Source organism: Hyphomicrobiales bacterium (genome assembly GCA_016710435.1).
Taxonomy (GTDB): Bacteria; Pseudomonadota; Alphaproteobacteria; order Rhizobiales; family Aestuariivirgaceae; genus Aestuariivirga.
On sequence record JADJVV010000001.1, the window covers coordinates 857,678 to 883,459 of the forward strand.

Sequence of the window (25,782 nt, forward strand, 5' to 3'; positions counted from 1 at the left end):
CTCCCCGCCATGCCTGTCTTCCCCGACCTTCAGCCCTTGTAGCTTTCCTCTTTGGCGTAGGGGAACCACCAGAAATCCTGGTTCTCTGCCTTCGGATCAATCATCACGAACTTGGTGTTCTGGAATTGCGACAGGCCTTCCGGCCCAAGCTGGCGGCCCGTGCCGGAGAGCTTGCGTCCACCGAAAGGCAGGGCATCATTGTCCAGGAGCGGCGCATTGATCCAGAGGATGCCCGACTGCACCTCGCGCACCGAACGGAAGATCTCGTTGCTGTCGAGCGTATAGATATTCCCGCCCAACCCGAAGCGCGAGCGGTTGGCGAGCGTGATCGCCTCGTCGAAATCCTTCACGCGGCACAAGGGTGCAACGGGGCCGAAGGGCTCGTCGTTCAGGATTTCCATGTCGGGCGTCACGTCGGTGAGAACCGTCGGCTCCACGAACCAGCCGCGATTGAGGCCCGCAGGCCGTCCGCCACCGGCAGCAACCTTTGCGCCCTGCTGGCGCGCCTTCGCCATCATGCCCTCGAAGCGGTCGCGCTGCTTGCGCGTCGCCATGGGTCCCATGTCAACGAAATCAAGACCATTTCCCACCCGCAGCTTCTTCGCCTCGTCGGCAAGTCGGCGGGCGAATTCGTCATAGATGTCCTGGTGGACGTAGAAGCGCTCCGCCGACGTGCAAACCTGGCCGCAGTTGAGATACGCCGCAAAGGCGGCCCCGCGCACCGCCTGCTCCATGGGGGCCGACGGCATCACGATGAACGGATCATTGCCCGATGCCTCGATGAGGCACGGCTTGAAACTCTCTGCACAGGTGCGGGCCACCGCCTGCCCCACGCTCACCGAACCGGTGTAGGCGACGCCATGGGTGTTGTGGCTGGAAATCAGCCGCTGGCCCACGCGCGCACCGCCCGTGACCACCTGCAGCAGACCATTGGGAAGACCCTTGAACAGCTCCATGAATTTGAGCGTGGTCACACTCGTCTGCTCATGCGGCTTGACGATGACGGCATTGCCGGCGGCCAGTGCCGCCGCGGCTTCCCAGCACAGCAGCACCAGCGGATAGTTGAACGGCAGGATGATGACGATCGTACCCAGCGGCTCCTTGATGCTGAAATGAAATTGCCCCGGCACGGTGCTGCCCGCGATGCGGCCCTGCTCGTGGCGGGCCAGTTCGGCATAATAGTCGATGGCCGTGGCGCACCACGACACTTCATCGACAGATTCCTTGAAGGGCTTGCCCTCCTCGCGCGTCAGGTACTCGGCATAGAGCGCCTTGTCGCGGCGGATCACCGCTGCGATGTCGTGCAGGATGACGGCGCGGCTGCGTGCGTCATTGGCGTTCCAGGTCTTGCGGGCCCGGGCGGCGATCTCGATCGCCTCATCCACCTCTTCATCCGTGGCATCCGCGACCTGGCCGATCACGTCCTCGGTCGCAGGCTCCACGATATCGAACATGGCCGTGGCCTTGCTCTGCCGGAAGCTGCCATCGATGAACAACTTGCCGGCAAGGCGCTTGAATTCCTGGAGCGTCGTCATGGCGTATCCCCGTTTTTGTGGTGTTCAATTTTTTTAGAACATGGCACAATATATTTAACACGGCAAGACATGCCGGAGATCAGCAGGCCAGGGTTGACGTTGCGCCGCAACACCCTATTGATGGCAATGATTTGGGAGTGACGGGATTGACCGGGACGACGTCAGCCGCAAAGCGGCGCAGCACTGTCGCGAAGAAGGCGAAGCCGAAGAAGAAGGCACATTCCCCCTCCCGTGACCGCGCCAGCAATCTCGCGGTGGGCGCGCGCCTGCGGGCTGTCCGCGAGGCGGCGGGCCTCACGCAGCGCCAGTTGGCCAAGCAGGCGGGCGTCACCAATGCCACCGTCTCGCTGATCGAACAGGAAGCCCACGCCCCGTCGCTCGCCTCGTTGCATCGCATTCTCTCCGCCATCCCGATCTCGATTGCCGATTTCTTCGCGCTGCCGGTGTCGCAGCAGAATGTGCTCTTCTATCAGGCGGGCGATCTGGCCGTTGTGACGCGCGGTGCCGCCGACCTTCGCGTGCTGGGCAGCGAACGGCGTGACAAGAAATTGCAGGTCTTCATTGAACGCTACAAGCCCGGCGCGGGCACGGGCAACGAGCCGCTGGCCCATGATGGCGAGACGGCGGCCGTGGTGGTGAGTGGTGTTGTTGAAGTGGAGGTGGACGGCAAGAAGAACCGGATCACCGCCGGCGGCGGGTATCAGCTCATCGGCCGTCAGCCCTACCGCCTCACCAACATCGGCAAGACCACTGCCGTGGTCATCTGTGCCTGCACACCGGCAATGATCTAGGCGGAGCAGGCAGCCAACCGAAGGGCTGACTCAGCGTTCCGAGGACCAGGGAAAATTCAGGAAGGTGTCGCGCGTGTCGTAGCAGATGCTGCCGTACATTTGCAGATACCGGCTGCGGCGCTCCCGGTCTTCGTAAACCGAGCGCGGATCGGCCATATCCTTTTCAAAATCGGCAACCGTGTCCTTGCTGAGGGCGACGGGCAGCACGTCCATCGCCTGGGGAATGCGCTTGCCCTCCAGCCAGTCCGCCGCCTGCTGGCCCATGGCATAGGCAAAGACCGGTGAGTTCAGGCTGATCGTGGCCTTGTAGGGACCTGATCCGGATTTGATTTCGGCGACCGCTTCCGGCTCGCCATCGATGCCGCCCAGAAACTGGTCGCTGCGCGCCATGCCGGCTTCACGCAATGCTTTCAAGGCGCCGAGCACCACCGTATCGGCGCCGAGCACCACATCAACGCGCGGGTTCGCCATGAGGATGAGCTTCATCGTAGCGTAGCCGCCTTCCTTGTCGACCGTTTCGGGCGAGATATCAGCGATGATGTTGACGGTGGGCAATGCGCCCAGCAGGTCGCGCATGGCATCAAAACGCGCAGCGAGGAACTGGTTGGAATCATGCGTCAGCAAGACGACGTTGGCGCCGCTCTTGTAGTGTTGCGCAATGTAGTCCGCCGCAACCCTGGCAAGCACCTGGCCCGTCTTGTACTGGGGCGCGTTGAGGATCGTGGTGGCGGGCGGTGGCACGATGGCGCCGACATAGCTGCCACCCCGCATGAAATCGATCAGGTGCGGCGCCAGGCCCGCGGAATCAATGGGCGCCACCACCGCTCCCCCCACCTTCTCCGCGATGAGGCTGTCCACATCCGCGGCCATGCGCGCGGGATCATTGTTTGCAAGGCGAATGGAGAAGGAGAGATTGCGGTCTGCGGCGGCAAGTTTCAGACCCGCCGCGGCGCCCTGCATGAACTCCCGCGAATTGTCCTGCAAAAATACGAGAGACCGGGACAGCCCGTGCGGTGCGGTGCAAGGTGGCGCTCCGTTTTCGAAGGGAGGCAGCTTCACGGCTGTGACGACGCCCGCAGGCGCGTCATCTGCGTGCGCGGGCAGGACGGCCACACAAGTCACCGCCGCGCCCATCACTGCTGCGGCGAAGGCGAAGCGAATTCCGGCGTTGCTGCGGTTTTCATCCATGCGGTGACGGGCGCCTCAGTAAAAAGGTCAGGCGGAGAGCCGCACCATGATCGCGGGAAATCTGGTCGATGTGCCCATCCATGGATTGTGCCATGGCCCGCACCAGGCGTGTACCAAGGCCTGTTCCCTTCATGGGATTCTCCGTATCGAATCCGATCCCGTCATCTTCGACAATCAACTCGCCGCGCTCGTCGGGAAGCGACCGCAATGACACTCGGATGGCACCTCCGCCCTGGGGATAGGCGTATTTGTAGGCGTTCGTCACCCATTCGGTGACGATGACTCCAAGGTTGATGGCGTAGTCGGTTGCGCACAACAGCGGTTCCAACTCGGCACGGAGTTCACCCCGCCCCTGGCCGCCCATCGTGGCGCGCAAGTGATCCAGTAGTCCCGATACGTAGTCATGCAGTTCGACGGTACCCACTGACTGTGATGTGTAGAGACGCTTGTGGATCATGGAGACCGCGAAGAGACGGTTCTGCATCTCCGTGAGCGCGTTCCGTCCCGCCTCGTCGGTGATGGCGCTGAGCTGCAAATTGACCATGGCGCTGACCAGCGCCAGGCTGTTCGCGACCCGGTGATTGACTTCCCGCACCATCATTTCCGCCCTGTCTCGCGCCGCGCGGACTTCACGCTCTGCCGCTTCCTTTTCACTCTTGAGCCGGGCCTTCTCGAGTGCCTGTTCCACCGCCGCCTTGAGCAGTTCAAGAAAATCATTGCCGATGCTCTTCGGCACAAAGTCTGTCGCACCCGCCTTCAGTGCAGCAACGGCCACATTCATGTCCGACGAGCCCGTCACGTAGACGACCGGCGGCATGTCAGGCAACGTCGCGATGCGGGCCATGAACTGCAACCCGTCACCTTCCGGCAGGTGATGATCGAGCGCGATCACGTTGATGGGTTCCTTCGCCAGGAGCTCCGTCGCGTGATCGATGGCGCTGGCGTGTACGATGGTGAAGCCGTGCCGGTTGAAGAAGCGTTCGACCAGGCGAACCAGCGCGGCATCATCATCGACATAGAGAATCCGGATCGACATCAGCGTGCCATCAACTCTCGGGAATCTTGACGATGGAGATGAACAGCCCCAGTTGCTGGATGGCCTTGGCAAATCCTTCGTAGTTCAGGGGCTTCGTCACATAGGCATTGGCGCCGAGATCGTAGCAGCGCTTGATCTCCTCCTGATCATCCGTCGTCGTGAGAATGATGACGGGTGTCCGCTTCAGATGCGGATCGCTCTTGATGCGTTCGAGGATGGTGATCCCTGACGTATCGGGAAGATTGAGATCCAGCAGAACCAGCAATTGCCGGTTGGCGTGGGCCGCACCATCCTTGCCGCCCTTGAACAGGAATTCCATAGCGTCCCCGCCGGTGAAAAACCCCATGATCTCATTGTTGACTCCAGCCCTGCGGATATTCTTTTCGATCAGCCGCGAATGACCTTCGTCATCCTCGATCATCACGATGGCAACGGGGGCGGTGTTTCTGTTCATTGCGTGAAAACCTCCGCCTGTCTGTGCGTTACGGGCATTTCAATTGTGAATGTTGTACCTTGGCCGAACTGCGACGCAAGCGTGATCTCCCCACCGAGGTTCCGCACCAGCGCGCGCACATGCGCAAGGCCAATGCCTTCGCCCGCCTGATCCAGCGCGCCCGAGCGGCGGAACAACTCAAAGACGCGTTCCCGGTCCTCGGCAGCAATGCCCCGGCCATTGTCCGAAATTTCGATCGCCACCCGGTCATACCCCACGGGACGGCTGGCAATGCGGATTTCCAGAACACGCTCCTTAGATCGGTATTTGACGGCATTATCCAGCAGGTTTCCGATGATCTGCTCGAATGAAATGCGGTCGGTCACAATGGTCTTCACCTTCAGGTCGAAGCGCACCTGTCCGCCGCATTCGTTGATCCGGTGCTGAAGCGCGGCAATTGCCTTTTGTGATCCCGAGAGAAGATCGATCGGCTCCACGTTCAGTTTGCGCTGTCCCTCGCGTGACAACTTCAGGATGGCATTGATCAAGGCGTCCATCTTCTGAGTTGAACTCTGGATGAAGGAAATCGCCTCGGGAATGTCGCGGTTCAAAGACGCGGTGGCCCTCTCCAGTTCGCCTTCCGTTTGCGGCGTGGATTCTAGGACCGGCCGGATGGCACCGACACTTTCTTCGATTTCCCGTGTGAAGCCCATGATGTTGACGAGGGGTGCGCGCAAGTCGTGTGTCACGATATAGGCGAAGCGGCGGACCTCTTCGTTCAACTGCGCCAGATGCGCCGTGCGTTCCCGAACGCGTATTTCGAGGCTCGAGTTGAGCCGGTTCACCTCGTCCCGCGATCTGGAAATCGCGCGCGTATAACGTGAACTGAACATGGCCGCGGTGGCGGTCACGAAAACGATGATGATGCCGCCAACGAACGACACCACCTGCAGCAGCGTGAAATTCCGGCCCTGCTCTTCCGATACCCGGAACAGCAGCTGGTCGGCGTAGGCAGCCAACCCGGCATAATAGATATTGGATTCATCGGTGAGGCGTTTGCCCTTGTTGGTCTTGAGCAGGAGTGCAACGTCAGTATCCCTGTGCGCACGCTTCAGTGTGATTGTCTCTTCCATCTCCGCAAATTTCTGCTGGATGACACTCCGCAGGCGGGACAGCGATTTGTCCTGTTGCGTGGCAGCGGGAATGTATTTCACCAGCAGGCCGAGGTTCCGGTTGGCTTTGTTCTTCTCCAGACCGAAGGGCGAGAGATAAATTTCGTTTTCTGTGAGAAGATAACCACGCTGACTCGTCTCCGCCGCTTGAACGGCGGCGCGCAACTCCAGAATCGCACTTCGGAAATCGCGGATGCGCGCGATCTCGGTGAATTGGGATTCAGACCGTTTGCTCAGCCACGTCGTCGTGCCGACGATGACCAGCAGTGCGCTCAGGCCCACAAAGAACAGGATCGCCGTCGCGGGTGCGATGGTGGATGATGGGGTGGCCCCCGGCGCGGTTGTCACAGACCGCAAGGCCGTCCCGAGTTTCCCAAGACCAAAGGCTGCCATCACGCCGTTCTGACGTCCCGAGGCAATGGCGCGCAGCATGCAGGCGTGGACACATCGAAGGGCGAGTGTTGCAGAACATTCTGCATCTCGATCGCACGTTGGTCCTCGTGGTAAGTCTTTACTGACAAAGTTTGTGATTTCCCTTCTTGCCGCGCCGTTCAAGATCGAAGTGGAAGTGATGGGCATGGGCGGCATTCGTGCCGGGCCCGAGCACCGTGGTGAAATAGGTGCAGCCCTCTCCGCGCAACGTGTTCAGCAGTGTGGAATCCATCGCAGTCGAAAGTGCGGTGGTTTCAACATGAACCTTGCGGCCATCCGACAGCCCGAGATACTCGATGTCCACGGCATTGCCGAAGGCATGTTCGCTCAGCTTGGCACTGCTGTCGCCGTTCCGCCCGCGGCATTGATAGCCGGGACCAGTGCCCAGCGATGTCAGCGAAGACCCCGTTGCCACCTTCACAGATGGTGCAGCCTGCTCCGCAATCCACGAGGCCAGGCGCGCCGCAAATCCGCATGTGAGCAGTGGCTTGTCCGGAAACTTCACCTCTCTGCCGGAAACCGTCATGGACGTGAGCGTGACCGGCTCGAACACCGAACAGACACCGGACGACACGAGCGTGGCTGCAGGCGAGAAGCGGACGTTCATCTCCTGGAGGTGGGCCATGCAACGTTCTCCCGACAAGGTGCCATCAGGCATCGGATTTGCAAGCGAGAGGTCTGCCGGAGGCTGGACCGGTGAAGGCGCCATGGCCACCTTGCGCTCAGGCTTCAGCTTGACAACGGGCGGCGGGCTCACCTGTGCCGCTGGTGCAACGGGTGTGACAGCCACCTGATCGTGCGCGAGAATTTCCGCAGGTTTCAGCCTCGGAATCACCGGGGACACATCCACGCTTTCTGTCGGTGCAATCCGGGACGGCTTCAGACGGGGAAGGACGGGCGAGGCCTCGGTTACTCCAGCACTGGACACCTTGGGCTCGGCAACCTTGACGGGCTTCACTCTCCCCACATGCGCACGTTTCCTGATTGCCGCGGGACGCTGAGCGCGGTGTCCGCATTTCGCATCCTTGAGACGCGCGCAAATCTGCCGGTCGATCCGTTGCATCGCCCGGGTCAGATCGGTGATGGGTGAGGCATGCGCAAGCCCCGCCTGAGCTAGCATCAAGGCGAGGCCGCCTGCGCACAACTTGTAGTGATATGATTCCCACACCCGCAGCATGCGCCGGTAATGCCCGGCGCATCCAAAGGTTCCATCCCCGCTCGACCAAAACTATTCCTCAAGGTCCCCGGAACAGATGGCCCTGCCATGCGTTCAGCCGATTCGGCCCATTCATGATGAAAAGGGGCCAGGGGAAAGTGCAGGGGAATGAAGCCGCTACCAGTCACCGTGTTGCGGAAAAGCCTTGATGAGGGCAGCGCCAGCGAAATGCTGTTTTACCGGCTCGCCACCTTCGTGGTGTTGTGCACGATCCTCTACTTCGCACGGGATGTCCTGATCCCCATTGCGATTGCAGTGCTTCTCGCCATTCTCCTCACGCCGCTCATCCGCCTGGGCATGCGGACCGGCCTTCCGAGGTCGGTCTCCATTATCCTGGTGGTTGCTCTGCTGATGGTCGTGAGCGGAGCAGTCACCCTGTTCGTAGGGCGGACGTTGACAAACCTCGCTGCCGATTTGCCCCGCTATGAAGCGAGCCTGCGGGAGAAGGCGCGTTCGATCAAGATTTTCACCAGCAAGGGCGTGGCGCTGGAAAAGGCTGCCCTCGTGATCAAGGGCCTGCAGGTGGAACTGGAAAAGAACGATGCAAGCGTCTTGCCCAGCGCGGCCGAGAACCGCACGCCCATTCCCGTTGAGGTGACGGAGACGCGGTTCGGGCCGCTTGGTCCTATCATCACGGTCGTGTCCATGGTGGTCCATCCCATCGTGCAGGTGGTGATTGTCGTCCTCATGCTGTCCTTCATTCTCTTCAATCGCGAAGACCTGCGTGACAGGCTGATCGGACTTGCGGGCACGCGCGACCTTCACCGCACGACGGCGGCTCTCGACGAAGGCGGCAAGAGGCTCAGCCGCCTCTTTCTCGGACAGTTGGCCATCAACACCGGTGTGGGCACCTTCATCGGCACGGCCCTGCTGCTGCTTGGCATTCCCGGCGCACCCTTGTGGGGCATACTCACGACGCTTCTGCGCTTTGTACCCTACGTCGGTACCCTCATCGCCTCCATCTTCCCCATCATCATTGCGCTTGCCGTGGGCGATGGCTGGACCCTGCCGTTCCTCGTTGCAGGAATCGTGATTGCGGCAGAGGTGACTGCCGGCCACATTCTCGAACCTGTCTTCCTGGGCCGGATGACGGGCGTGTCTTCAACCGCCATTGTTGTCTCGGCAGCCTTCTGGGCCATGCTCTGGGGACCGGTCGGACTCATTCTCGCAACGCCGATCACGATTGGCTTGCATGTTCTTGGCCGCAACATTGAATCGATGAAATTCCTCGATGTGCTGTTCGGCAGCGAACCCGTGCTGAGCCCCGATCACGCCCTCTATCAGCGCCTCCTCAATGGTGACAGCGTCGAAGCTGCGGAGGCCGCGGACAGCTATCAGCAGCAGGGCAAGCTGGTGGAGTTCCTTGAAGCCGTCGTCGTTCCCGCACTCGCGCTTGCGGACGAGGATGTCAGGCGCGGCAGGATCTCCAAGGAGAAGGCCACCGAAATCGCCAAGACACTCTCCGACACGCTGGACGAGGTCTGGTCAGAGGAAGGCGACTATGACCGGAAGGACGCGCCCGTCATCCTGATCCCCGCGCACGGCCCTATCAACTTCGCCGCGACCCTCGCTTTCTCCGCGCTGCTCAACCTGAAACACATTCCCCATCGCATGCTGTCACAGGACGTACTTCTTCCGGGAATCACCGTCGATCAGGACGACAAGGCGTCGATCGTCGGGTTGATCGGCCTGTCACCGCTCACGGCGTCACAGCAACGCTACATGTCCCGCCGCCTTGCGCCCCGCATCGGCGAGGCGAAATTCCTGAACATCGCCTGGCGCGAGACGGCAGGCGAGACGGAAGCGGTCCTCGCCTCTCAGGCTCCCTCCATGCTGCCGCGCGCACAGGCAGAAGTGTCCGCCGCGGCCGCATGATCCAAAACGTCCGGCCCGGGTTGTGGAACGGAGGCCGGGAAAACACGTTGTCACGACAGGCAATCAGGCCCGCAGCAGAAACATGGCGCAGCAACCGAGGAAGAACACCAGACGCGTTCGCACCGCCAGCCACGGCCCCTCATCCGTGGGCCTGATGGGCTTGTGGACGCTGTTGAGGGACGCCGCGTTGAAATGGAATGCGGACGGTGCAGCCAGCATGGGTGCGGCTATCGCCTACTACACCATCTTCTCCATTGCCCCCTTGCTGATCATTGTCCTCGCCATCGCGGGCTTCTTTTTCGGCGCGGAAGCGGCAGCAAACCGCATCTTTGGCGAGGCACGGAGCCTTGTTGGTGACGATGGCGCCACTGCATTGCAGGGCCTTGTGCAAAGTGCAAGCCGGCCTGAAGAAGGCGTGCTGGCAACATTGACCGGCCTGTTCTTCACCATCCTGGGCGCAACCGGCGTCTTTGCCGAATTGCAGGGTGCCATGGACCGCATCTGGAAGGCGCCGGCACGCGCACAGGAATCAGGACTTTGGAACATGCTGCGCCGGCGCGTGCTCACCTTCGGAATCCTGCTGGCCGTGGCTTTCCTGCTCCTGGTGTCGCTCGCTGTCAGTGCGCTGGTCTCATCCCTGCAGACACTGGTGTTCACTCCGTCCGATACCGTCGAACTGATGTGGCAGGTCATCAACTTTGCCGTGAGTTTCCTGATCATCACGGCGCTCTTTGCGCTGCTCTTCAAATTGCTGCCGCGTGTCTCGGTCGCCTGGAGCGATGTGATCGTTGGCGCTGGCTTTACGGCGCTCCTGTTCAACATCGGCAAGCTGCTGATCGGTCTCTACATCGGCAAGACAGGTGTGACGTCGGGATTTGGCGCAGCGGGTTCGCTGATCGCGATCATCCTGTGGGTCTACTACTCCGCGCAGATCTTCCTGCTGGGCGCCGAATTCACCTGGCTCTATGCGGAACGCTTTGGCTCGCGCAGGCGCACGCGAAGCTAGCGGCACCTTGGCGATCTCGGCCGTCGACGGTAATATGGCCAATCTCACGGTCGATGCCTGTATTGCTGTCCAGTCAAAGTCCGGCTCGATCATTGCCCATCCGCCCATCACGTGCCCGAGGATCATTCATGCGCTTTGCCCTGAATCACATCATCTCACCGCGCCAGTCACTGGCGGAATTCTTCGCCATGGCGAAGTCGCTCGGCTGCACCGAAGTCGAAATCCGCAACGACATGAAGGGCGTTGCCATTGCCGATGGCACGCCGCCTGAGGCGGTGCGCGCCGCCGCAGACAAAGCGGGCGTGAAGATCATCACAATCAACGCCCTCTATCCCTTCAATGTCTGGTCCGCGAACATGGCCGGAAAGACGGCGGAACTTGCGGCCTTTGCGGCCAAGTGCGGCGCGAAGGCCCTCGTCATGTGCCCGCTCAACGAGGGCAGGGCCGTGCCGCGTGAAAGCCTCGTCGCGGGCCTGAAGGCCATCCGCCCCATCCTCATGGACCATGGCCTCACCGGCCTCGTGGAACCGCTCGGCTTCCACTTCTCCTCCGTGCGCACCAAGGCCGAAGCCATTTCCGCCATCACCGACGCCGGCGGCGAAGATGTCTACAAGCTGGTGCACGACACCTTCCATCATCACCTCGGCGGTGAGACGCAGTTCTATCCCGAATGGACGGGACTCGTTCACATCTCTGGCGTCAGTGACTTGAAGGTCGCGGTGAACGACATGCTGGATGCCCACCGCGTGCTGGTGGATGAAGGTGACAGGCTGGGCAACATCGCCCAGATCAGGACCCTGATCGCCGCCGGCTACAAAGGCTCCTTCAGCTTCGAACCCTTCTCCGCCGAGGTGCAGAACCTCGCCGATCACGCCGCCGCCCTGAAGGCGAGCATGGATTTCGTTGCCGCAAATGTGTGAAAGGCGTGGCCCCTCGGCGCCCTAGACGGTGAAGGCATCCCGGAAAGCGGCCAATGCAACTTCAGCATCACCTGCCGCGAATGACTCAAGCCCCACCGGACCGCGATAGCCCATTTTCTTCAATGCCAGCGCTACGCCCCGGTAGTTGATCTCGCCCGTGCCGGGCTCACAACGGCCGGGGTTGTCGGCCACCTGCACTTCGCCGATCCAGGGCAGGCACTTCTCGCACCAGCGCACCAGGTCGCCTTCGCCGATTTGCGTGTGATAAAGATCGAGATTGATACGAAGCTGCGGCCGGTTCACCGACGATACCAGCGCCAGCACATCCGCCGTGGCGCCGAACGGGCAACCCGGATGATCCAGCAGGTTGAGGTTTTCCAGTGTGAAGGTCACACCTTCCGCCTCGGCCATGTCGCAGATCCGGTTCAGCGTATCGCGCGCCGTGAGCCACATGGCACCCGTCACCACGTCCGTCTGCGCAATGGGAATGCCGCCGTCGCCCAGACCCGTGCCATGCAGGTTGAGCCGGTGCACGCCCAGTCGCTTGCCCACTTGCGCCGTCTCACGGGCAGACTTGAGCAGCATCTCCGCACCTTCGGCATCGGCAAGCCGGCCCTGCAGATAGCCGTTGATGATGGTGAAGGTGGCACCGGTCTTTTCCAGCTTGGCGAGATCATGGGCCGGCCAGTTCCAAAGCCCCACGCCGAAGCCCAGGTCTTTCAGCCGGCTGGCCCGCCAGTCAATCGGCTTGTCCCGCCAGAGCATTTCAGCACAGGCCGCAAGTTGGAATGGAGAGGTCATGTTCAGGTTCCGATCATCACGCGGCCGTTCTCGATCCGGACCGCGCAGCTGTTGAAGTTGTTGCAGACAATTGCACCGGGCGCGTCACCCGCTTGTGGTTGAATCGGCCCTGGTGCCCGGGACATTCGATGGTGTCATGCGGTGAACGGCAGTGGACAAAGGTGCGGCCCCATTGCCGAAGCGGATCACATCTTCCGCATCCACGTCAGAGACTGCACAAGCATCAACCCATTTCGTCATCAGAATTCCATCCCCGCCTGCGTTCAGCCATGCACCCTGCGGCGGATGACCGTCATCGCCAGCCATATCGTTTTCAATCTGTGATTCCAACTCCCCATCGTGGGAACGCGCCACCGGCGCGGGCAACCCTTCGCCAATGCACCTGAATTGTGGCGGCAAACTCTCCAGCCACGCGATTCCGGCGGTCACGCGTGGACGTACAATCCCCCTTCGCCCACATGCATGTTTGTGAGGATGCGCTCCTGATTGAGCAGGCGCCAACTCAAGAGCTTCTGCGCATAAGCCAGCTCCACCGATGCGAAATCATTGCGGCCCGCAAGATTGTTCATTTCATGAGGATCGTCTGCGATGTCGAACAAGAGCGGAGGCAGGGACGTGAAGTGAACATACTTGTATTTGTCGTCCCTGACTGCGGCATATGAACATTCGTCGGACGTGATGCCGAGGGCACGCTCCACGCGCTGACTGCGGACATTGCGGAAGTCATGTTCAAAGAACACCGCATCACGCCATTGCTCTGCCGGCTTTCCGTGCAGGAACGGCAGGAGCGAATGGCCATCGGCACTGCGCGGCTTCTCGGCACCGAGCCACGCGAGAATGGTCGGCATCACGTCGATGGCTTCGGTGAATGTCCCGACACGTGCGCCCCGTGTCGCATCGGCGGCCTTCGATGGATCAAAGATGACGAGGGGCAAATGAAACGATCCGTCGAAATAGATTTCCTTGCCCCAGATGTAGTGATCACCAAGCATCTCGGCGTGATCACTGGTGACGATGATCAAGGTCCGGTCCAGTTGTTCTGTGTCGCTGAGGTGCCGGATGATCCGACCGAGATGGTGATCCATCTCCTCGATCAAGCCGAAATAGGTTGCCTTCATCTGCCGGATTTCAAGATCGCTGGCCTCGACGAGGTTCATGGGGTTGTGTTCGTCATAGGAATTGGGGCGCGCCACATTGTTGATTTCATGGGCGAGAAGCGGATGCTGGTCTCCTTCCGCTGAAGGGCTTGCCTTGCGGAATGGGAATTCCACGTCCTTCGGATGTACCGCCGCGTTGTAGGGCTCCGGTGCAATGATGGGCGGGTGTGGACGGAAGAAGACGAAGTGGGCAAACCAGGGCTTGGTTTCGCGCACGAGCAGCCACTTCAGAAATTCGTCCGTGAGGAACGCAGTCTCACTGTGTTCAGCCTTGAACACTGGCGGAATGAAGCGGAACCCCCTGTCCGCCGGCTTGTCGAAACCTGGGCGCGGCCTGAAGACATCATCGCGTCCATGCGGAATATCGTAGCCCAATGCTTTGAGGTGCGAAACCCACTTCCCCATGTCTTCCGGCAAATGAAGCGGCGTTGAAAATCCCGGTAGCACACCCTCATCATATGCGGTCAGCGACGGATCATTGGGATGGAGCGGACGCGGATCGGGTGTCGTATCGGTATACCCGAACAGAGCGGGCTCATAGCCGAGTTTGCGGGCCTCAAGGGCGAGGTTGGTGTGACGCGCATCCAACGGCGTTCCGTTTCGCCCTGAGCGATGGTTCATCAGGTACATGCCGGTCAGCAGGCTGGTGCGTGACGGCCCACATGGCGTGCACTGTCCGAAATGCCGGGTGAAGGTCACGGACCGGGTCATCAGTGCATCGAGGTTTGGCGTGCGGACATTCGGGTGGCCCAGCGCACCAATGCAATCGCCCCGCCACTGGTCAGCACAGATCAACAAGACGTTTGGCTTGGTCGGATGTGTTCTCATTTTCTCATCTCGCTCACGGAGCGGGGTGCGATCTGCAGGACGACGTCGTCCCCCACGCGAAATTTCTGGGCTTCGGGTGTGTTCAGCACATCAACCTTCAGCATGATGCCATTGCTCAGGATATAGTACCGGAGAATGGCGACAAGCACCTGCACCGACGACACGGTTCCCGAGAGTTGCAGCGTCCCGTCCCTGGGCGGCTTGCCTTTGGAGGCTGGCGCAATCACCACAGACTCCGGCCTGATGGCCCATGTGGCATCCGTTGTGGTTTTGAAGAGCGCTTTGACCTGTGCCGGCTCCAGGAGATTGAAGTCTCCAATGAAGGACGCAACTTCAAGTCCTGCCGGACTGTTGTAGATTTCGGCGGGTGTTCCCACTTGCACAAAACGCCCGTTCTGCATGATGGCCACCACGTCACCGAGCATGAGAGCTTCCTCCTGATCGTGGGTGACGAAGATGGCGGTGAACCCGACCTGATGTTGCAGGCGTTTCAGTTCCTCGCGCAGGCGCTTGCGGATCTGGGCGTCCAACGCGGAAAGTGGCTCATCGAGCAGCAACAGCTTCGGTTCAGTGATCAAGGCGCGTGCAAGAGCCACCCGCTGCTTTTGCCCGCCCGAAAGTGTTGCGGGCCTCGCCTTGGCACGGGCCTCAAGGCCCATGAGGTGGATCATGGAGTCCACCTTCTTTCTGACCTCGCCCTTCGGCAGTTTCTGTTGCTCCAATCCGAACGACAGGTTTTGCTCCACCGTCATGTTGGGGAAAAGCGCATAGTGCTGGAAGACCATGCCCACGCCCCTGTCCTTGGGCACGGTGCGCGTCACATCACGCCCATCGATGCGGATCACGCCGCTGTCTGGCAGCGTGAGTCCGGCGATGCCCCGCAGAAGCGTGGTCTTGCCGCATCCGGACGGGCCCACCAGGACGCAGATTTGCCCCTGTTCCACATCGAGATCGATGTTCTTGAAGACGGAGTTTCCGTCATATGCCTTTGAGAGAGCGCGCACCTCAACATAGCTCACTGATCATTCCTCCGTGACGCCGCCCACACGACGATGGCCGTTGAGGCAAAGATGACGAGAAAATAGGTGGTAATGAGAACGCTCAGCTTGCGGCCGCTGCCGCCGTTCAGCACGCCCATGAAGATCTGCAATGTCGGGAAGTGGCCGCCGACGAGCAGATTTGCGTAGACGAAATCACTGATCGCAAGCGTGAAATTCATGACTAGGCCGATGATGAGACCCTGCTTTATGCAAGGCACGACGACGCGTGTGAAAATCGAGAAGTCCGTGGCTCCAAGCAAACGGCCCGCTTCGAAAAGCTCGGTCAGCCTGAGTGATCGCAGATTGTTCTTGATGGGGACGTAGTAGAGGGGTGCTGCAACGGGCATATAGCCGAAGATGAGAACCCATGGGGTTCCTGTGAGGACGATCCCGTAGTTGCCGGAATAGATTCTGAGCAGCCCGAGTGCAAGCACGATGCCGGGCACCGCGAATGGCAGGATGACAAGCACGGCCATCCAGCGGTCAAGCACAGGAAAGTAGCAATGCGCAATCAGCACCGCGGGCACAACGATCAGCGGCGTGAGGATCAGCGAACCAACACTCACCAGAAGCGAGTTGTAGATGGACTGTATGAACCGCGGGTCTGATGTGATCGTCCGCAGGTGATCAAGCGTCAATCCCTCCGGCAGAACCGTGCCCGCCCAGTCGGTGGCAAAGGCATTGAGCGCCACAGCGAGGATCGGGAGCAACTGGAACGCCGCCACCAGTGCGATCAGTACCCAATCCTGCCAGCCGCGCTCACGCATCATGGTGCTGCCGCGGCTTGAGGAGGAACTGGTCCGCGAGGATCGGGATGATGAGGCTGATCACCAGCAGCATGGCCAGCGCATCCGCAAGGTTGGGATCAGAGAACACATCGCCCGCAGTCAGTTCGCCAATGCGAATGGTGACGACGTTGGCGCTGCCACCAACGAGCGCCCAGGCCGTGGCATAGGTTCCCATGGCGTTTGCAAACAAGAGGAGATAGGCGCTGATCAGGCTTGGCGCGAGGATTGGCAATCCGATGCGCCGCCAGAAGGACCACGTGCTGGCCCCCATGAGGAAGGCGGCTTCCCTGATTTCCGTTGTCAGGGCACCCAGCCCCGGAAGCAGCAGCAATATGGCGAAGAGGATCTGGAAATAGGAATACACGATGACAAGGCCGGTCGTGCCATAGATGTTGAAGCCCTGCAGAATGCCCATCCGCGCGAAGAGGAGAGTGAAGGAGCCGCTGATCCCCAGCAGGATCACGAAGGCAAAGGCCAGCGGAAATCCGGTGAAGTTGGCGCCGATGTTGGCACAGATCGAAATCAGTTGCTGAACGCGGCCCGGCATTCGTTTCAGCAGCACACAGATGGGCAAGGCCACGACGATGCCGATAAGGGCCGTCGCGGCCGAGATAAGGTAGCTCACCTTGAAGGCGCCGAGATAGAAGCGGCTGGAGAGAATCTCGGTGTAGTTGGAGGCCGAAATGACATCCGAAGCGAACAGGCTGTTCGTTGTCACCGCCAGGAGCGGCGCGACCTCGAACATGAAGACGACGAGAAGGAACGGCGTCACACAGAGGAAGGCCAGGATCTTTGTGCGGTTTCCTGCAGGTATCATGAACGGGTCCCTGATGAAATCAGGGCCGCCCCGGTCTTGGGACGGCCCCATGGTTTACAGGGCGATCACATCTTGGACAGGACTTGTTCCTGCCACTGCTTGCCAAGTTTCTTGGCTGACTCCATCCAGAGTTCGGCGTTCACCGGTCTTGCCTTGGCATATTGCTCCGTCGGCAGAACATTGTCCTTCAGCTCCTGCGGGACCGTGATCGAGTCGATCAGGATCGGCCGCGCGAAGCCCTTTGCAAAATTGAGCTGGCCTGCCTCGGTGAAGATATATTCGCGCACGACCTTGGCGATGTTGGGACGGGCGGAATAGGCATTGAGGATTGTCGTGTATCCGGAGGTGACGGAGCCGTCCGACGGAATCCAGACATCAAACTTGTCCTTGCCCACGAGATTGCGATAGTTGAGGGCATTGAAATCCCACACGATGCCGACTTCGATCTCGCCCTTTTCCATGTTGCCGGGGTTGGCTCCGATCGTGAGCAACCGCTGTTGTTCGGCGAGCTTGGAGAAAATGTCGAGAGCGGGTTGCAGGTTCTCCTCACCACCGCCCCCCGCGATGGCCGCTGCGAGAACGAGCGCATTCGACTGGGCTGCCTTTCCCACGTCGCCCACGGCCACCTTGTAGGTTCCATTCACCAGATCAGAGAACGCCTTTGGTGGATTCTCCACCTTCTTGCTGACGATGAAGGCGATGGTGCCGGTGTAACCCAGCATCCAGTGGCCGTCGTCGTCGCGGGCCCACGCGGGGATCTTGTCCCAGTTGGTGGGCTTGTAGGGTGCACTGGTGCCCTTGCGCTTCGCGATCGGCCCGAATTCCAGTCCGATTTCACCGATATCCGCACTTGCATTCGCCTTCTCCGCCTCGAACTTGGCCAGTTCCTCGGCGCTGCTCATGTCGGTGTCGGTGTGCGTGACGCCATAGTTGGCCATGATGTCCTTCCACTGGCCACCCCAGTTTGCCCAGTCATCAGGAAGGCCAAGACTCACGATCGTCCCCTCCTTGCGGGCGGCAGCTTCGATCTCTTCAAGTGTTTCGGCAAAGGCTGTGGGCGCGGACAGCATCAGGGCGGAAAGTGCGAGGCCCGTGCTGAAGGTTCTGCGGTTCATGTTCATCGTAAGCTCCTGGGTTGGCCGTTCAGTGCGCAAAGCGTGATCTTCGACGGTGGTGAAACACCAGCACGCGGCCCGAGATGGCGGGAGAAGCAGCAACGTGGATACCCGGACCGGAGGAATGGCCCGCCACTTCAGCCCGTCATCCGGGTGGAATGCTCACCGCAGAGGCCAGGGAGGCCCCCACGGTGCCTTTCACCATGGACGAGAGCATAGAATGACTATTCGGTCAAAGTGTCAACGGCAAAAATGACCATATGGTCTTTTCTGTGGACGTGTCATGACACGGTCATGTCGATGTGACGGCCGGATCAGCCACGATGATTTCGACTCCCGCCACGCGCAAGGCACTTTCGAGCACGGCATCGGGTGCGCGGTCCGTGACGAGCCGGTCAATCTTTTCTACGCCACAGACCTGAAAGAGAGCGTTGCGTTGCAGCTTCGATGAATCAGCCACGACCGTCACGTGGCGAGCTGATTCAATCATGGCGCGGGAGACGTAGGCTTCGTCCGCATTGAAATCCATCATCGCTCCGGTCTGGCCGACGCCGCTGACACCAATCACGGCATGGTCCGCGGCCACCTGCTTGATCTGCTCAACAACCTGCGGACCCAGAAGTTCGTAGGCCTCGCCGAAGTACGTACCCCCCAGGAGGTGGATTGGCCCCCGCTGCTCCGAACCCCAGATTTCATGGGCCACCAGCGTGGAATTGGTGATGACGGTGAACGGCCCACGGCGGGCCAGCTGTTCGGCAAAATAGATTGTGGTCGTGCCACAGTTGATCAGGATGCTGTCACCGGGGTTGAAGAGCGCGGCGGCAGCCGCGGCAATCCGTTTCTTCTCTTCGCGGGCATTGGCACGCCTTTCGGCAAGCGGGCTTTCCCTCACCGCCTGTGGCATCTGCATGGCTGTTGCACCGCCATGGATTTTCCGGAGCAAGCCCTGCTCCGACAGCACGCTCAGATCGCGCCGCACAGTCTCATGGGAGGCCTCCAGCAGATCGGCTAGTTGATCGACTGTGACCCGGCTTTGCGCGTGAACGAGTTCGACAATCCGGCGGTGTCGATAGGCGGGTTTCATTGCGAATCCTCATTGACCACTTGGTCATTTGGTGACAAAAGAATGACTGATCGGTCAATTCTTGGTCTGGTGATGCTCATAGCCTTCCCAAAACTGTTCAATCCAGTCAATCCCACCGTGTTTCCCACATCGAGGGGTTTCTCGTCATGCCGGCTGTTCCTCACGTCATTCCGGAGGCGCTCATGACCGGTGACCGCATGATCGAAGCCCTCCTCGCCGGAGTTTTCCCCGATCCTGAGTCAGGCAAGCCCTTGGGTGTCGGGACACGCAGCCTGGTGATTGAAAAGTCACTTGCTGGCCACGAGGGTGAGTTGCTCCGCGCCCTGTCGATGGGCCAGCGCCTCGCCGTGGTGAGCGATGCCAACACCCACGCGGTACTCGGCAAGCGCGTGGAAAGCAGCCTTGCAGGCAGCAATGCCGTCGACAGCATCATCCTCCCCGGTCATCCTCACCCGGACGACGCAACCGTGGACGTCCTGCGCAAACAGACTGCATCCGCCGACGCTCTCGTCGCAGTGGGTTCCGGCACCATCAACGACCTTTGCAAGTATGCCTCTGCGCTCGATGGCAAGCCCTACGCTGTTTTCGCCACGGCGCCTTCGATGAACGGCTACACCTCCTACAACGCAGCAATCACCGTGCACGGGCACAAGTTGTCGCTTCCGGCTCAAGTGCCGCAGGGCGTGTTCTTCGACCTCCAGGTCCTCGCCGCCGCGCCGGCGCGCCTCATCCGCGCGGGCCTCGGGGACAGCCTTTGCCGCTGCACCGCACAGGCCGACTGGCTCTTGTCGCATCTGCTGTTCGGCACGGAATACCGAACCCTGCCCTTCGTCCTGCTGGCCGAGGACGAAGCACCGCTTTTCGACAATGCCGCCGGGCTGCTCGCGGGCGACCTCACGGTCATGACAAGGCTTGTCCGGACATTGGTCCTGGCGGGATTCGGAACCGCCATTGTGGGCCACAGCCAGCCCGCCAGCCAGAGCGAACATCTTGTCAGCCACTACCTCGACATGTTCGAAAAGCCCACCCGGCCGCTCGTCTATCACGGTGAACAGGTCGGCGTGACCACCCTCTCGATGGCCCGGCTGCAATCCCGCATGCTCGATGCTCCACCCAGCCTTTCCCCCGACGCAACAACCGAAGCTGATTTGGTGAAACGCTATGGCGAGGCCCTGGGAAAGTCATGCTGGAAAGAATTGTCGAAGAAGCAGATCACGGCGGAGAAGGCCGAGGAACTGAACAGCATTGTGAAAAAGGACTGGCCGAGCATCAGCGCGCGTCTGGAACAGGTCATGCTCCCTCCTGACTATCTCAAGAAAGTCCTGATCGCCGCAGGCGCGCCCGTCACGCCGGAAGAGATTCACCTCAGCCGCAACGATTACGAAACCGCGTTGAACAACTGTCGTGAAATCCGCAATCGCTTCACCGTGCTTGATCTGGCCGCCGGCGCCAAGCGGCTTTCGCAACTCATCCCCACACTCTAGGGAGTTACCGATGGACTTCATCTTCATGCTCACCCGGCAGGACAGGACGATCACGGATTGCCTGCGCCTCTACGACGAGATCAGGCCGGCCGGATTGAAACATGTGGGTTTCAAGGATGTCGGCGTCGACAGGGAAACGCTTGCGAAGCTCGCCGGGCGCATTCGTGCTGACGGTGCCATCGCATATATGGAAGTTGTCTCCACCTCACCGGACGATGCGCTCCGCTCAGCCAAGACGGCCGTGGACCTGGGAGTCGACCGCCTGCTCGGCGGTACCGATGTGGATGAGATCATGAAGATCACAAAGGGATCAGCAACGTCTTACTTTCCTTTCCCCGGATTTCCGCAGGGGCACCCGACGAAACTTGGCGGCAAGCCTGCCGACATCACCAACCATTGCCGCAGTTTCATGGATCGGGGCTGCGCGGGTTGCGACATTCTCGCCTACCGTGCAACAGAGTCGGACCCCATCGAACTGGTCAAGGCGGCCCGCGCCGGGCTGGGCAAAGGCTCCCTTATCGTGGCGGGATCAATCAACTCCCTCTCCCGCATCTCGGATATTGCACGGGCCGGTGCCGATGCCTTCACCATTGGATCTGCAGTCTTCGATGGCACCTATGTGGCGAATGCGGGATCCATCACCACACAGCTTGAAGCCGTGATCGCCGATTGCAAAAAAGTCATGGTGGCCTGATACAGAATGCCGGGCTGCCGCAAGTCCCGTGAACAGAGAGCGGTGTCACATGTTCCTCGGTGTCGATATCGGAAGCCAATCCGTAAAGGCACTTGTTGTCGACCGCTCATTCGCGCCCCGCGGCCAAGGCAGCGTCCCCCTGAGTTTTGCTGCAGGGCCGGACAATGTGGTAGAGCAGGATCCGCAGACATGGCTGGATGCGCTCAAGCCCGCAATCGCTGCCGCCCTGGCAGAGGCCGGTGTTTCCGCCAACAGCATCATGGCGATGGGCGTTGGTGGGCAACTCGATGGTTGTGTGCCTGTGGACACATCCTGCACGGCGCTCCATCCCTGCATGACCTGGATGGACCGGAGGGCCACGAAGGAAGCAGACCTCATTCCGGAAGATGTCATTCTTCAGCGTTGCGGCATCATCCGCGATGCAACGCACATGGCGCCGAAAATCGCCTGGCTGCGCGACAAGATGCCCGAGGTTGTCCGAAGAACGGCCTGCTTCCACCAGCCGGTGAGCTTTGTCGTCCAGCATCTGACCGGTGTGGCCGTGATGGACCGTGCACTCGCCTCGACCACGATGCTGTACGACCTCGCGGAAAAGGATTGGGCCGACGATCTTCTCTCAGCCTTCGGTGCGGATCGAGCGCACCTTCCCGCCCTCCGCAGCATGGAAGATTGCGCGGGGCGCCTCAGCGAAAATGGCGCACGCCTCACCGGGCTGCATCGTGGAGTGAAGGTTGCCGTCGGAACCGGAGATGATTTCACCAATGCCATCGGTGCCGGATTGCTGTCCCCCGGTGTAATGCTTTGCCAGATCGGAACAGGAGAGGTGGTTGGCGCGCTGCATCCCGTGCAAGTCGTGGACGATCAGCGGCTGGTGGAGACGCACAGCTTCACGGGTGGACATTTTTTCATCGAGAACCCGGGTTGGTTGAGCGGTGGGGCAATCTCATGGCTCCTCAAACTGCTCAGGCTCAACGGAGTGAATGAATTGAACGAACTTGCTGCCTCCGTGCCGCCGGGCGCAGGCGGCGTGGTTTTCGTGCCCGCACTCACGGGAGCCATGGCGCCAGAATGGAATGCTGATGTCCATGCCTGCTTCCACAATCTCCGCGCCCATCACGGAGCTGCCCATCTGGCGAGAGCGGTGCTGGAGGGTACGGCCTTCGCCATGCACGACGTGCAGCTTCGCCTTGCTGGCATGGGGATCAGCTTCGACAGCATCAGGCTTGCGGGCGGTGGCGCATCGAGCAAACTCTGGGCCCAGATCAGGGCAGACGTGGCACAGTTGCCCGTGCAAATCTGTAACGTGAAGGATGCCTCACCTCTCGGGGCCGCGATTCTCGCAGCTGTTTCGGCTGGAGAATTGCCATCCATCAGCGCCGCAGAGCCACTCCTCAACAAGGACACCGCTTGGATCATGCCAACGCCCGCGCTTGCGCAGGCCTATCGCGATGCGCACCGCAACTACCTTTCCCTGTACTCACACCTGAAAAGCATGGCGTCGGGCTGCTGATCGCCCTCACGTGCCGCGATAGCCGAACTTCACGATACCGGTGCGAATCAGAACATACATGGCGGCGAAGACCGCAAAGACGAGTGCGTTCGTCATTGCAGCGATGGCAAAAAGCTCTGGCCCAAGACCGAAACGCAATGATCCCCAGGCAACCGATGGAAGCGTGGGAATGGCACCAAGATTGTAGAATGAGATTTCCAGATTGTTGAACGCAAGAATGAAGCTGATGAGAAATGCTCCGAAGATGCTGGGCCAGATGGTAGGCAGGGTGACTTCCCAGAAGCAGCGCAGCGGCCGCGCCCCGAACACCATGGCGGCATCATCCATTTGCCAGTCGTAACGCACGAGTTGCGAGAGAATGATGAGAAAGGAAAATGCCACCCCCTCGACGGCATTGGCCGCGATGGCCGACATGATATTGCCCGAAAGACCCAGGACCCGCGCGTTGAAGGCGAGCGATGAAATGCCAATGAGAAGTTCCGCCACAAACAGCGGAGACAGAAAGACGATGAACAACGCCGTGCGCATGCGCGTGGGATAGCGGAGCAGGCCAATGACCGCGGCTGTCGCAATTGTTGTGGAGAGGATTCCGCTGCCTATGCCGATCTTGAGACTGTTGAGAAAGGCATCCCTGTAGAGTGAATTGTCGAAGACGTTGAGATAGGCTTGGAGGGTGAAATCGGGCGGAAATGGCCAGACGATGTCCACCGAGAAGGACGCATAGACGACATAGGCGATCGGCGAATAGAGGAATACATACAGGAGGCAGAGCGCCGCCATCATCACCCATTTGCGCAACTCGCCCCGCTCGAACACGTTCTCCGTCATTGTCTTGATCCCGTGAAACCGCTGCGGCGCGGATTGACACTGAATCCCATGAGCACGACCACGGCACATGACGCGATGAAGAGCACCACACTCATGGCGGACCCCAAAGCCCATGTTCCGGTTTCACCGAACTGCTGACCGAGGCTCATGCCGAAGGAAGTCGAGCGGGGGCCGCCCAGGAAACGCGGCGTCACGGCGGAGGCGAGGCAAGGGATGAAGACGAGGATCAGCCCGATGGCGGTGCCGATCCAGTTCAAGGGCCAGGTGACTTCGATGAAGGCGCGGACCGGCCCTGCTCCGTTGATCTTTGCGGTCTCAAGAAGGGCAAAATCGAAATTGACCAGCGACAGATAGACGGCTGTCACCATGAAGGGCATGAAGAGATAGACGTGCCCCAGAGTTGCGGCAACCGGCGTGTACATCAGCGCCTGGATGGGATCGAGACCGATCATGCCCAGTCCCATGTTGATCAGGCCACCCGGACCCAGGATGCCCTGAAGTGCCGCAATGCGCAGAATGACGCCGGTGAAGAACGGGGCTGCGAGCAGCAAGACCAACAGCAGACGATAGCGTCCGCCGTGGCGGGCAATGAAATAGGCGACAGGCCACGCGTAGACGAGGCAAACAAACGAGGTGACGGCAGCACCTGCAATCGACCGCAACAGAAAGACCCGATAGGCGGGCTCGCGGAAAAGAACCCTGTAGTTGTCGAGGTTCCAGTCCATGAAGAGTTCGTAGCTTTCGGTCTTCCAGAAGCTGAAGACCACGACCGCGAGAAGCGGCAGCAACAACGTACAGATGATGAAGACCACGCCCGGCGCAACAAGCAACACCGCTGGGGGGATCCTCGGCCCTGAACCCGCCCTTTGCCGCACCAGCGGGATGTCAGCCGTTGTCACGGAAACATATCCCGGCCCCCTGGGGCCATTCGGCGATGACGCTTTGCCCGATCCTCGCGTCGGTCTCTCTCAGTGACCCGCTGGCCACCAGTTCGCAGCCATTATCAAGCTCGAGAATGAAATTGGCGGTCTGACCCTTGAAGATGATGTCGCGCAACTTGCCAGCGATCATGTTCTGGCTTTTTCGGTCCGGAGCCGCCTTGCGCTGGCCTGTCACTTTGACGTCTTCATACTTGATTGAATAACGCACCGCATCACCCCTGTTGAAGGAGCCCTTCCCCGGAACGGTGAGCTTGTGACCATGCCAGTCGATCACCAGCATGTCGCCACGCGCCTCCGTCACGGTTGCAGGCAGGTGGTTTGATTGTCCCACGAAGGAGGCGACGAAGGACGTGGCGGGCCGCTGGTAGACTTCGACCCGCGGCGCCACCTGTTCAAAGACGCCATTGCGCATGACGGCGATCCTGTCGCTCATCGTCAAGGCTTCTTCCTGATTGTGGGTGACATAGATGAAGGGGATGGCCAGTTCCTTCTGGTAGCGGCGGATTTCAACTTCCATCTCGGCGCGGAGTTCCCGGTCGAGATTGGCCAGCGGTTCATCCAGCAGGAGCAGCGTGGGCCGTGAGATCAGTCCGCGGGCCAGGGAAACGCGTTGCTGTTGCCCGCCCGAAAGCTGGCTGGGATAACGTTCCTCGAGTCCTTTCAACTTCAAGAGACCCAGTGCCCACGCCAGCCGCTCTCCGCACTCCACCTTTCCGATGTGTTGCATGCGCAGCGGGAAGATGATGTTTTCCGCTACCGTCTTGTGGGGGAAGAGCAGGAAGTTCTGGAACACCATGCCGATCCTGCGGCGATAGGGCGGCAGGCGTGTGACATCCGTTCCGCCCACCATCACCGCGCCGCGGTCCGGCAACTCCAGCCCGGCAATGATGCGGAGCAACGTCGTCTTCCCGGAACCGCTGGGCCCCAGAAGCGAAAGAAACTCGTCCTGCCTTACGGAAAGTTCAATCCCATCCACGGCACGCACTGGTCCGAAGTGCTTGCTGATGCCATTGAGAGAAAGCGAGGCGGGCGGCGCCGCCTGCCTCACATCTCCTGCGGTCTGGTCCAGGCCCCTCATGCTGCCACGTGCG

General features: G+C 60.4%; 23 protein-coding genes and 1 pseudogene. 7 read left to right on the forward strand and 17 right to left on the reverse strand.

Going from position 1 to position 25,782, the window contains the following annotated elements; all coding sequences use genetic code 11:
• Positions 1-29: 29 nt before the first annotated feature.
• Positions 30-1,535, reverse strand: coding sequence for an aldehyde dehydrogenase (locus IPM06_04180; protein MBK8769614.1), 1,506 nt, complete (start codon positions 1,533-1,535; stop codon positions 30-32).
• Positions 1,536-1,681: 146 nt separating this feature from the next.
• Here IPM06_04180 and IPM06_04185 point away from each other — a divergent pair, with 146 nt between their 5' ends.
• On the forward strand, positions 1,682-2,326 hold the full coding sequence (locus IPM06_04185) for a helix-turn-helix domain-containing protein (protein MBK8769615.1): 645 nt from the start codon (positions 1,682-1,684) through the stop codon (positions 2,324-2,326).
• Between the two features lie 30 nt (positions 2,327-2,356).
• On the opposite strand, the gene IPM06_04190 is transcribed toward IPM06_04185, so the two are convergent.
• From IPM06_04190 to IPM06_04210, 5 genes are all read right to left on the reverse strand, one after another.
• Positions 2,357-3,460 (reverse strand): sugar ABC transporter substrate-binding protein, encoded by a 1,104-nt coding sequence (locus tag IPM06_04190; protein ID MBK8769616.1) that lies wholly within the window; start codon positions 3,458-3,460, stop codon positions 2,357-2,359.
• Between the two features lie 46 nt (positions 3,461-3,506).
• Positions 3,507-4,553, reverse strand: coding sequence for a response regulator (locus tag IPM06_04195; protein MBK8769617.1), 1,047 nt, complete (start codon positions 4,551-4,553; stop codon positions 3,507-3,509).
• 7 nt (positions 4,554-4,560) lie between these two features.
• The gene (locus IPM06_04200; GenBank protein ID MBK8769618.1) at positions 4,561-4,971 is read right to left on the reverse strand and encodes a response regulator; all 411 of its coding nucleotides are present in this window, start codon (positions 4,969-4,971) and stop codon (positions 4,561-4,563) included.
• Between the two features lie 29 nt (positions 4,972-5,000).
• Complete coding sequence (locus IPM06_04205) at positions 5,001-6,587, reverse strand: CHASE3 domain-containing protein (protein MBK8769619.1); 1,587 nt, start codon at positions 6,585-6,587, stop codon at positions 5,001-5,003.
• Positions 6,588-6,666: 79 nt separating this feature from the next.
• On the reverse strand, positions 6,667-7,545 hold the full coding sequence (locus IPM06_04210; GenBank protein ID MBK8769620.1) for an extensin family protein: 879 nt from the start codon (positions 7,543-7,545) through the stop codon (positions 6,667-6,669).
• Between the two features lie 366 nt (positions 7,546-7,911).
• On the opposite strand from IPM06_04210, the gene IPM06_04215 reads away from it, so the two are divergent.
• From IPM06_04215 to IPM06_04225, 3 genes are all read left to right on the forward strand, one after another.
• On the forward strand, positions 7,912-9,678 hold the full coding sequence (locus IPM06_04215) for an AI-2E family transporter (GenBank protein MBK8769621.1): 1,767 nt from the start codon (positions 7,912-7,914) through the stop codon (positions 9,676-9,678).
• A 154-nt stretch (positions 9,679-9,832) separates the two neighbouring features.
• Positions 9,833-10,684, forward strand: a complete 852-nt coding sequence (locus tag IPM06_04220; GenBank protein ID MBK8769622.1) for a YihY/virulence factor BrkB family protein — start codon at positions 9,833-9,835, stop codon at positions 10,682-10,684.
• A 128-nt stretch (positions 10,685-10,812) separates the two neighbouring features.
• A complete protein-coding gene (locus IPM06_04225; protein ID MBK8769623.1) occupies positions 10,813-11,604 on the forward strand; it encodes a TIM barrel protein in 792 nt (263 codons plus the stop codon).
• A gap of 21 nt (positions 11,605-11,625) precedes the next feature.
• On the opposite strand, the gene IPM06_04230 is transcribed toward IPM06_04225, so the two are convergent.
• The 8 genes and pseudogenes from IPM06_04230 to IPM06_04265 form a co-directional block, all read right to left on the reverse strand.
• Positions 11,626-12,405, reverse strand: a complete 780-nt coding sequence (locus IPM06_04230; GenBank protein MBK8769624.1) for a TIM barrel protein — start codon at positions 12,403-12,405, stop codon at positions 11,626-11,628.
• Positions 12,406-12,407: 2 nt separating this feature from the next.
• Positions 12,408-12,645, reverse strand: a pseudogene (locus IPM06_04235) (Rieske family ferredoxin).
• A 185-nt stretch (positions 12,646-12,830) separates the two neighbouring features.
• The gene (locus IPM06_04240; protein ID MBK8769625.1) at positions 12,831-14,390 is read right to left on the reverse strand and encodes an alkaline phosphatase family protein; all 1,560 of its coding nucleotides are present in this window, start codon (positions 14,388-14,390) and stop codon (positions 12,831-12,833) included.
• On the reverse strand, positions 14,387-15,409 hold the full coding sequence (locus IPM06_04245) for an ABC transporter ATP-binding protein (GenBank protein ID MBK8769626.1): 1,023 nt from the start codon (positions 15,407-15,409) through the stop codon (positions 14,387-14,389). The genes IPM06_04240 and IPM06_04245 overlap by 4 nt, the downstream gene beginning before the upstream one ends.
• Positions 15,406-16,200, reverse strand: a complete 795-nt coding sequence (locus IPM06_04250) for an ABC transporter permease subunit (protein MBK8769627.1) — start codon at positions 16,198-16,200, stop codon at positions 15,406-15,408. The genes IPM06_04245 and IPM06_04250 overlap by 4 nt, the downstream gene beginning before the upstream one ends.
• Positions 16,190-17,035, reverse strand: coding sequence for an ABC transporter permease subunit (locus tag IPM06_04255; GenBank protein MBK8769628.1), 846 nt, complete (start codon positions 17,033-17,035; stop codon positions 16,190-16,192). Before IPM06_04255 ends, IPM06_04250 begins: the two co-directional genes overlap by 11 nt.
• 65 nt (positions 17,036-17,100) lie before the next feature.
• Positions 17,101-18,105 carry an ABC transporter substrate-binding protein gene (locus IPM06_04260; GenBank protein ID MBK8769629.1) on the reverse strand — a complete coding sequence of 335 codons (1,005 nt, stop codon included), beginning with the start codon at positions 18,103-18,105 and terminating at the stop codon, positions 17,101-17,103.
• A 337-nt stretch (positions 18,106-18,442) separates the two neighbouring features.
• Positions 18,443-19,234 carry a DeoR/GlpR transcriptional regulator gene (locus tag IPM06_04265; protein MBK8769630.1) on the reverse strand — a complete coding sequence of 264 codons (792 nt, stop codon included), beginning with the start codon at positions 19,232-19,234 and terminating at the stop codon, positions 18,443-18,445.
• Positions 19,235-19,380: 146 nt separating this feature from the next.
• Here IPM06_04265 and IPM06_04270 point away from each other — a divergent pair, with 146 nt between their 5' ends.
• Genes IPM06_04270 through IPM06_04280 form a run of 3 tightly spaced genes read left to right on the forward strand, consistent with a single transcriptional unit; the run spans position 19,381 to position 22,922 of the window.
• A complete protein-coding gene (locus IPM06_04270) occupies positions 19,381-20,718 on the forward strand; it encodes a sn-glycerol-1-phosphate dehydrogenase (GenBank protein ID MBK8769631.1) in 1,338 nt (445 codons plus the stop codon).
• A gap of 10 nt (positions 20,719-20,728) precedes the next feature.
• Complete coding sequence (locus IPM06_04275; protein ID MBK8769632.1) at positions 20,729-21,412, forward strand: hypothetical protein; 684 nt, start codon at positions 20,729-20,731, stop codon at positions 21,410-21,412.
• Between the two features lie 49 nt (positions 21,413-21,461).
• Entirely contained in the window at positions 21,462-22,922 is a 1,461-nt protein-coding gene (locus IPM06_04280) for a hypothetical protein (GenBank protein MBK8769633.1), read from the forward strand.
• A 6-nt stretch (positions 22,923-22,928) separates the two neighbouring features.
• Here the strand turns inward: IPM06_04280 and IPM06_04285 are convergent, their stop codons facing one another.
• From IPM06_04285 to IPM06_04295, 3 genes are read right to left on the reverse strand one after another with little or no spacing between them, the layout of a single operon-like run.
• Entirely contained in the window at positions 22,929-23,750 is an 822-nt protein-coding gene (locus tag IPM06_04285) for a hypothetical protein (GenBank protein ID MBK8769634.1), read from the reverse strand.
• Positions 23,747-24,595 (reverse strand): ABC transporter permease, encoded by an 849-nt coding sequence (locus IPM06_04290; GenBank protein ID MBK8769635.1) that lies wholly within the window; start codon positions 24,593-24,595, stop codon positions 23,747-23,749. The genes IPM06_04285 and IPM06_04290 overlap by 4 nt, the downstream gene beginning before the upstream one ends.
• Before the next feature lie 40 nt (positions 24,596-24,635).
• A complete protein-coding gene (locus tag IPM06_04295) occupies positions 24,636-25,769 on the reverse strand; it encodes an ABC transporter ATP-binding protein (GenBank protein ID MBK8769636.1) in 1,134 nt (377 codons plus the stop codon).
• Positions 25,770-25,782: the final 13 nt, after the last annotated feature.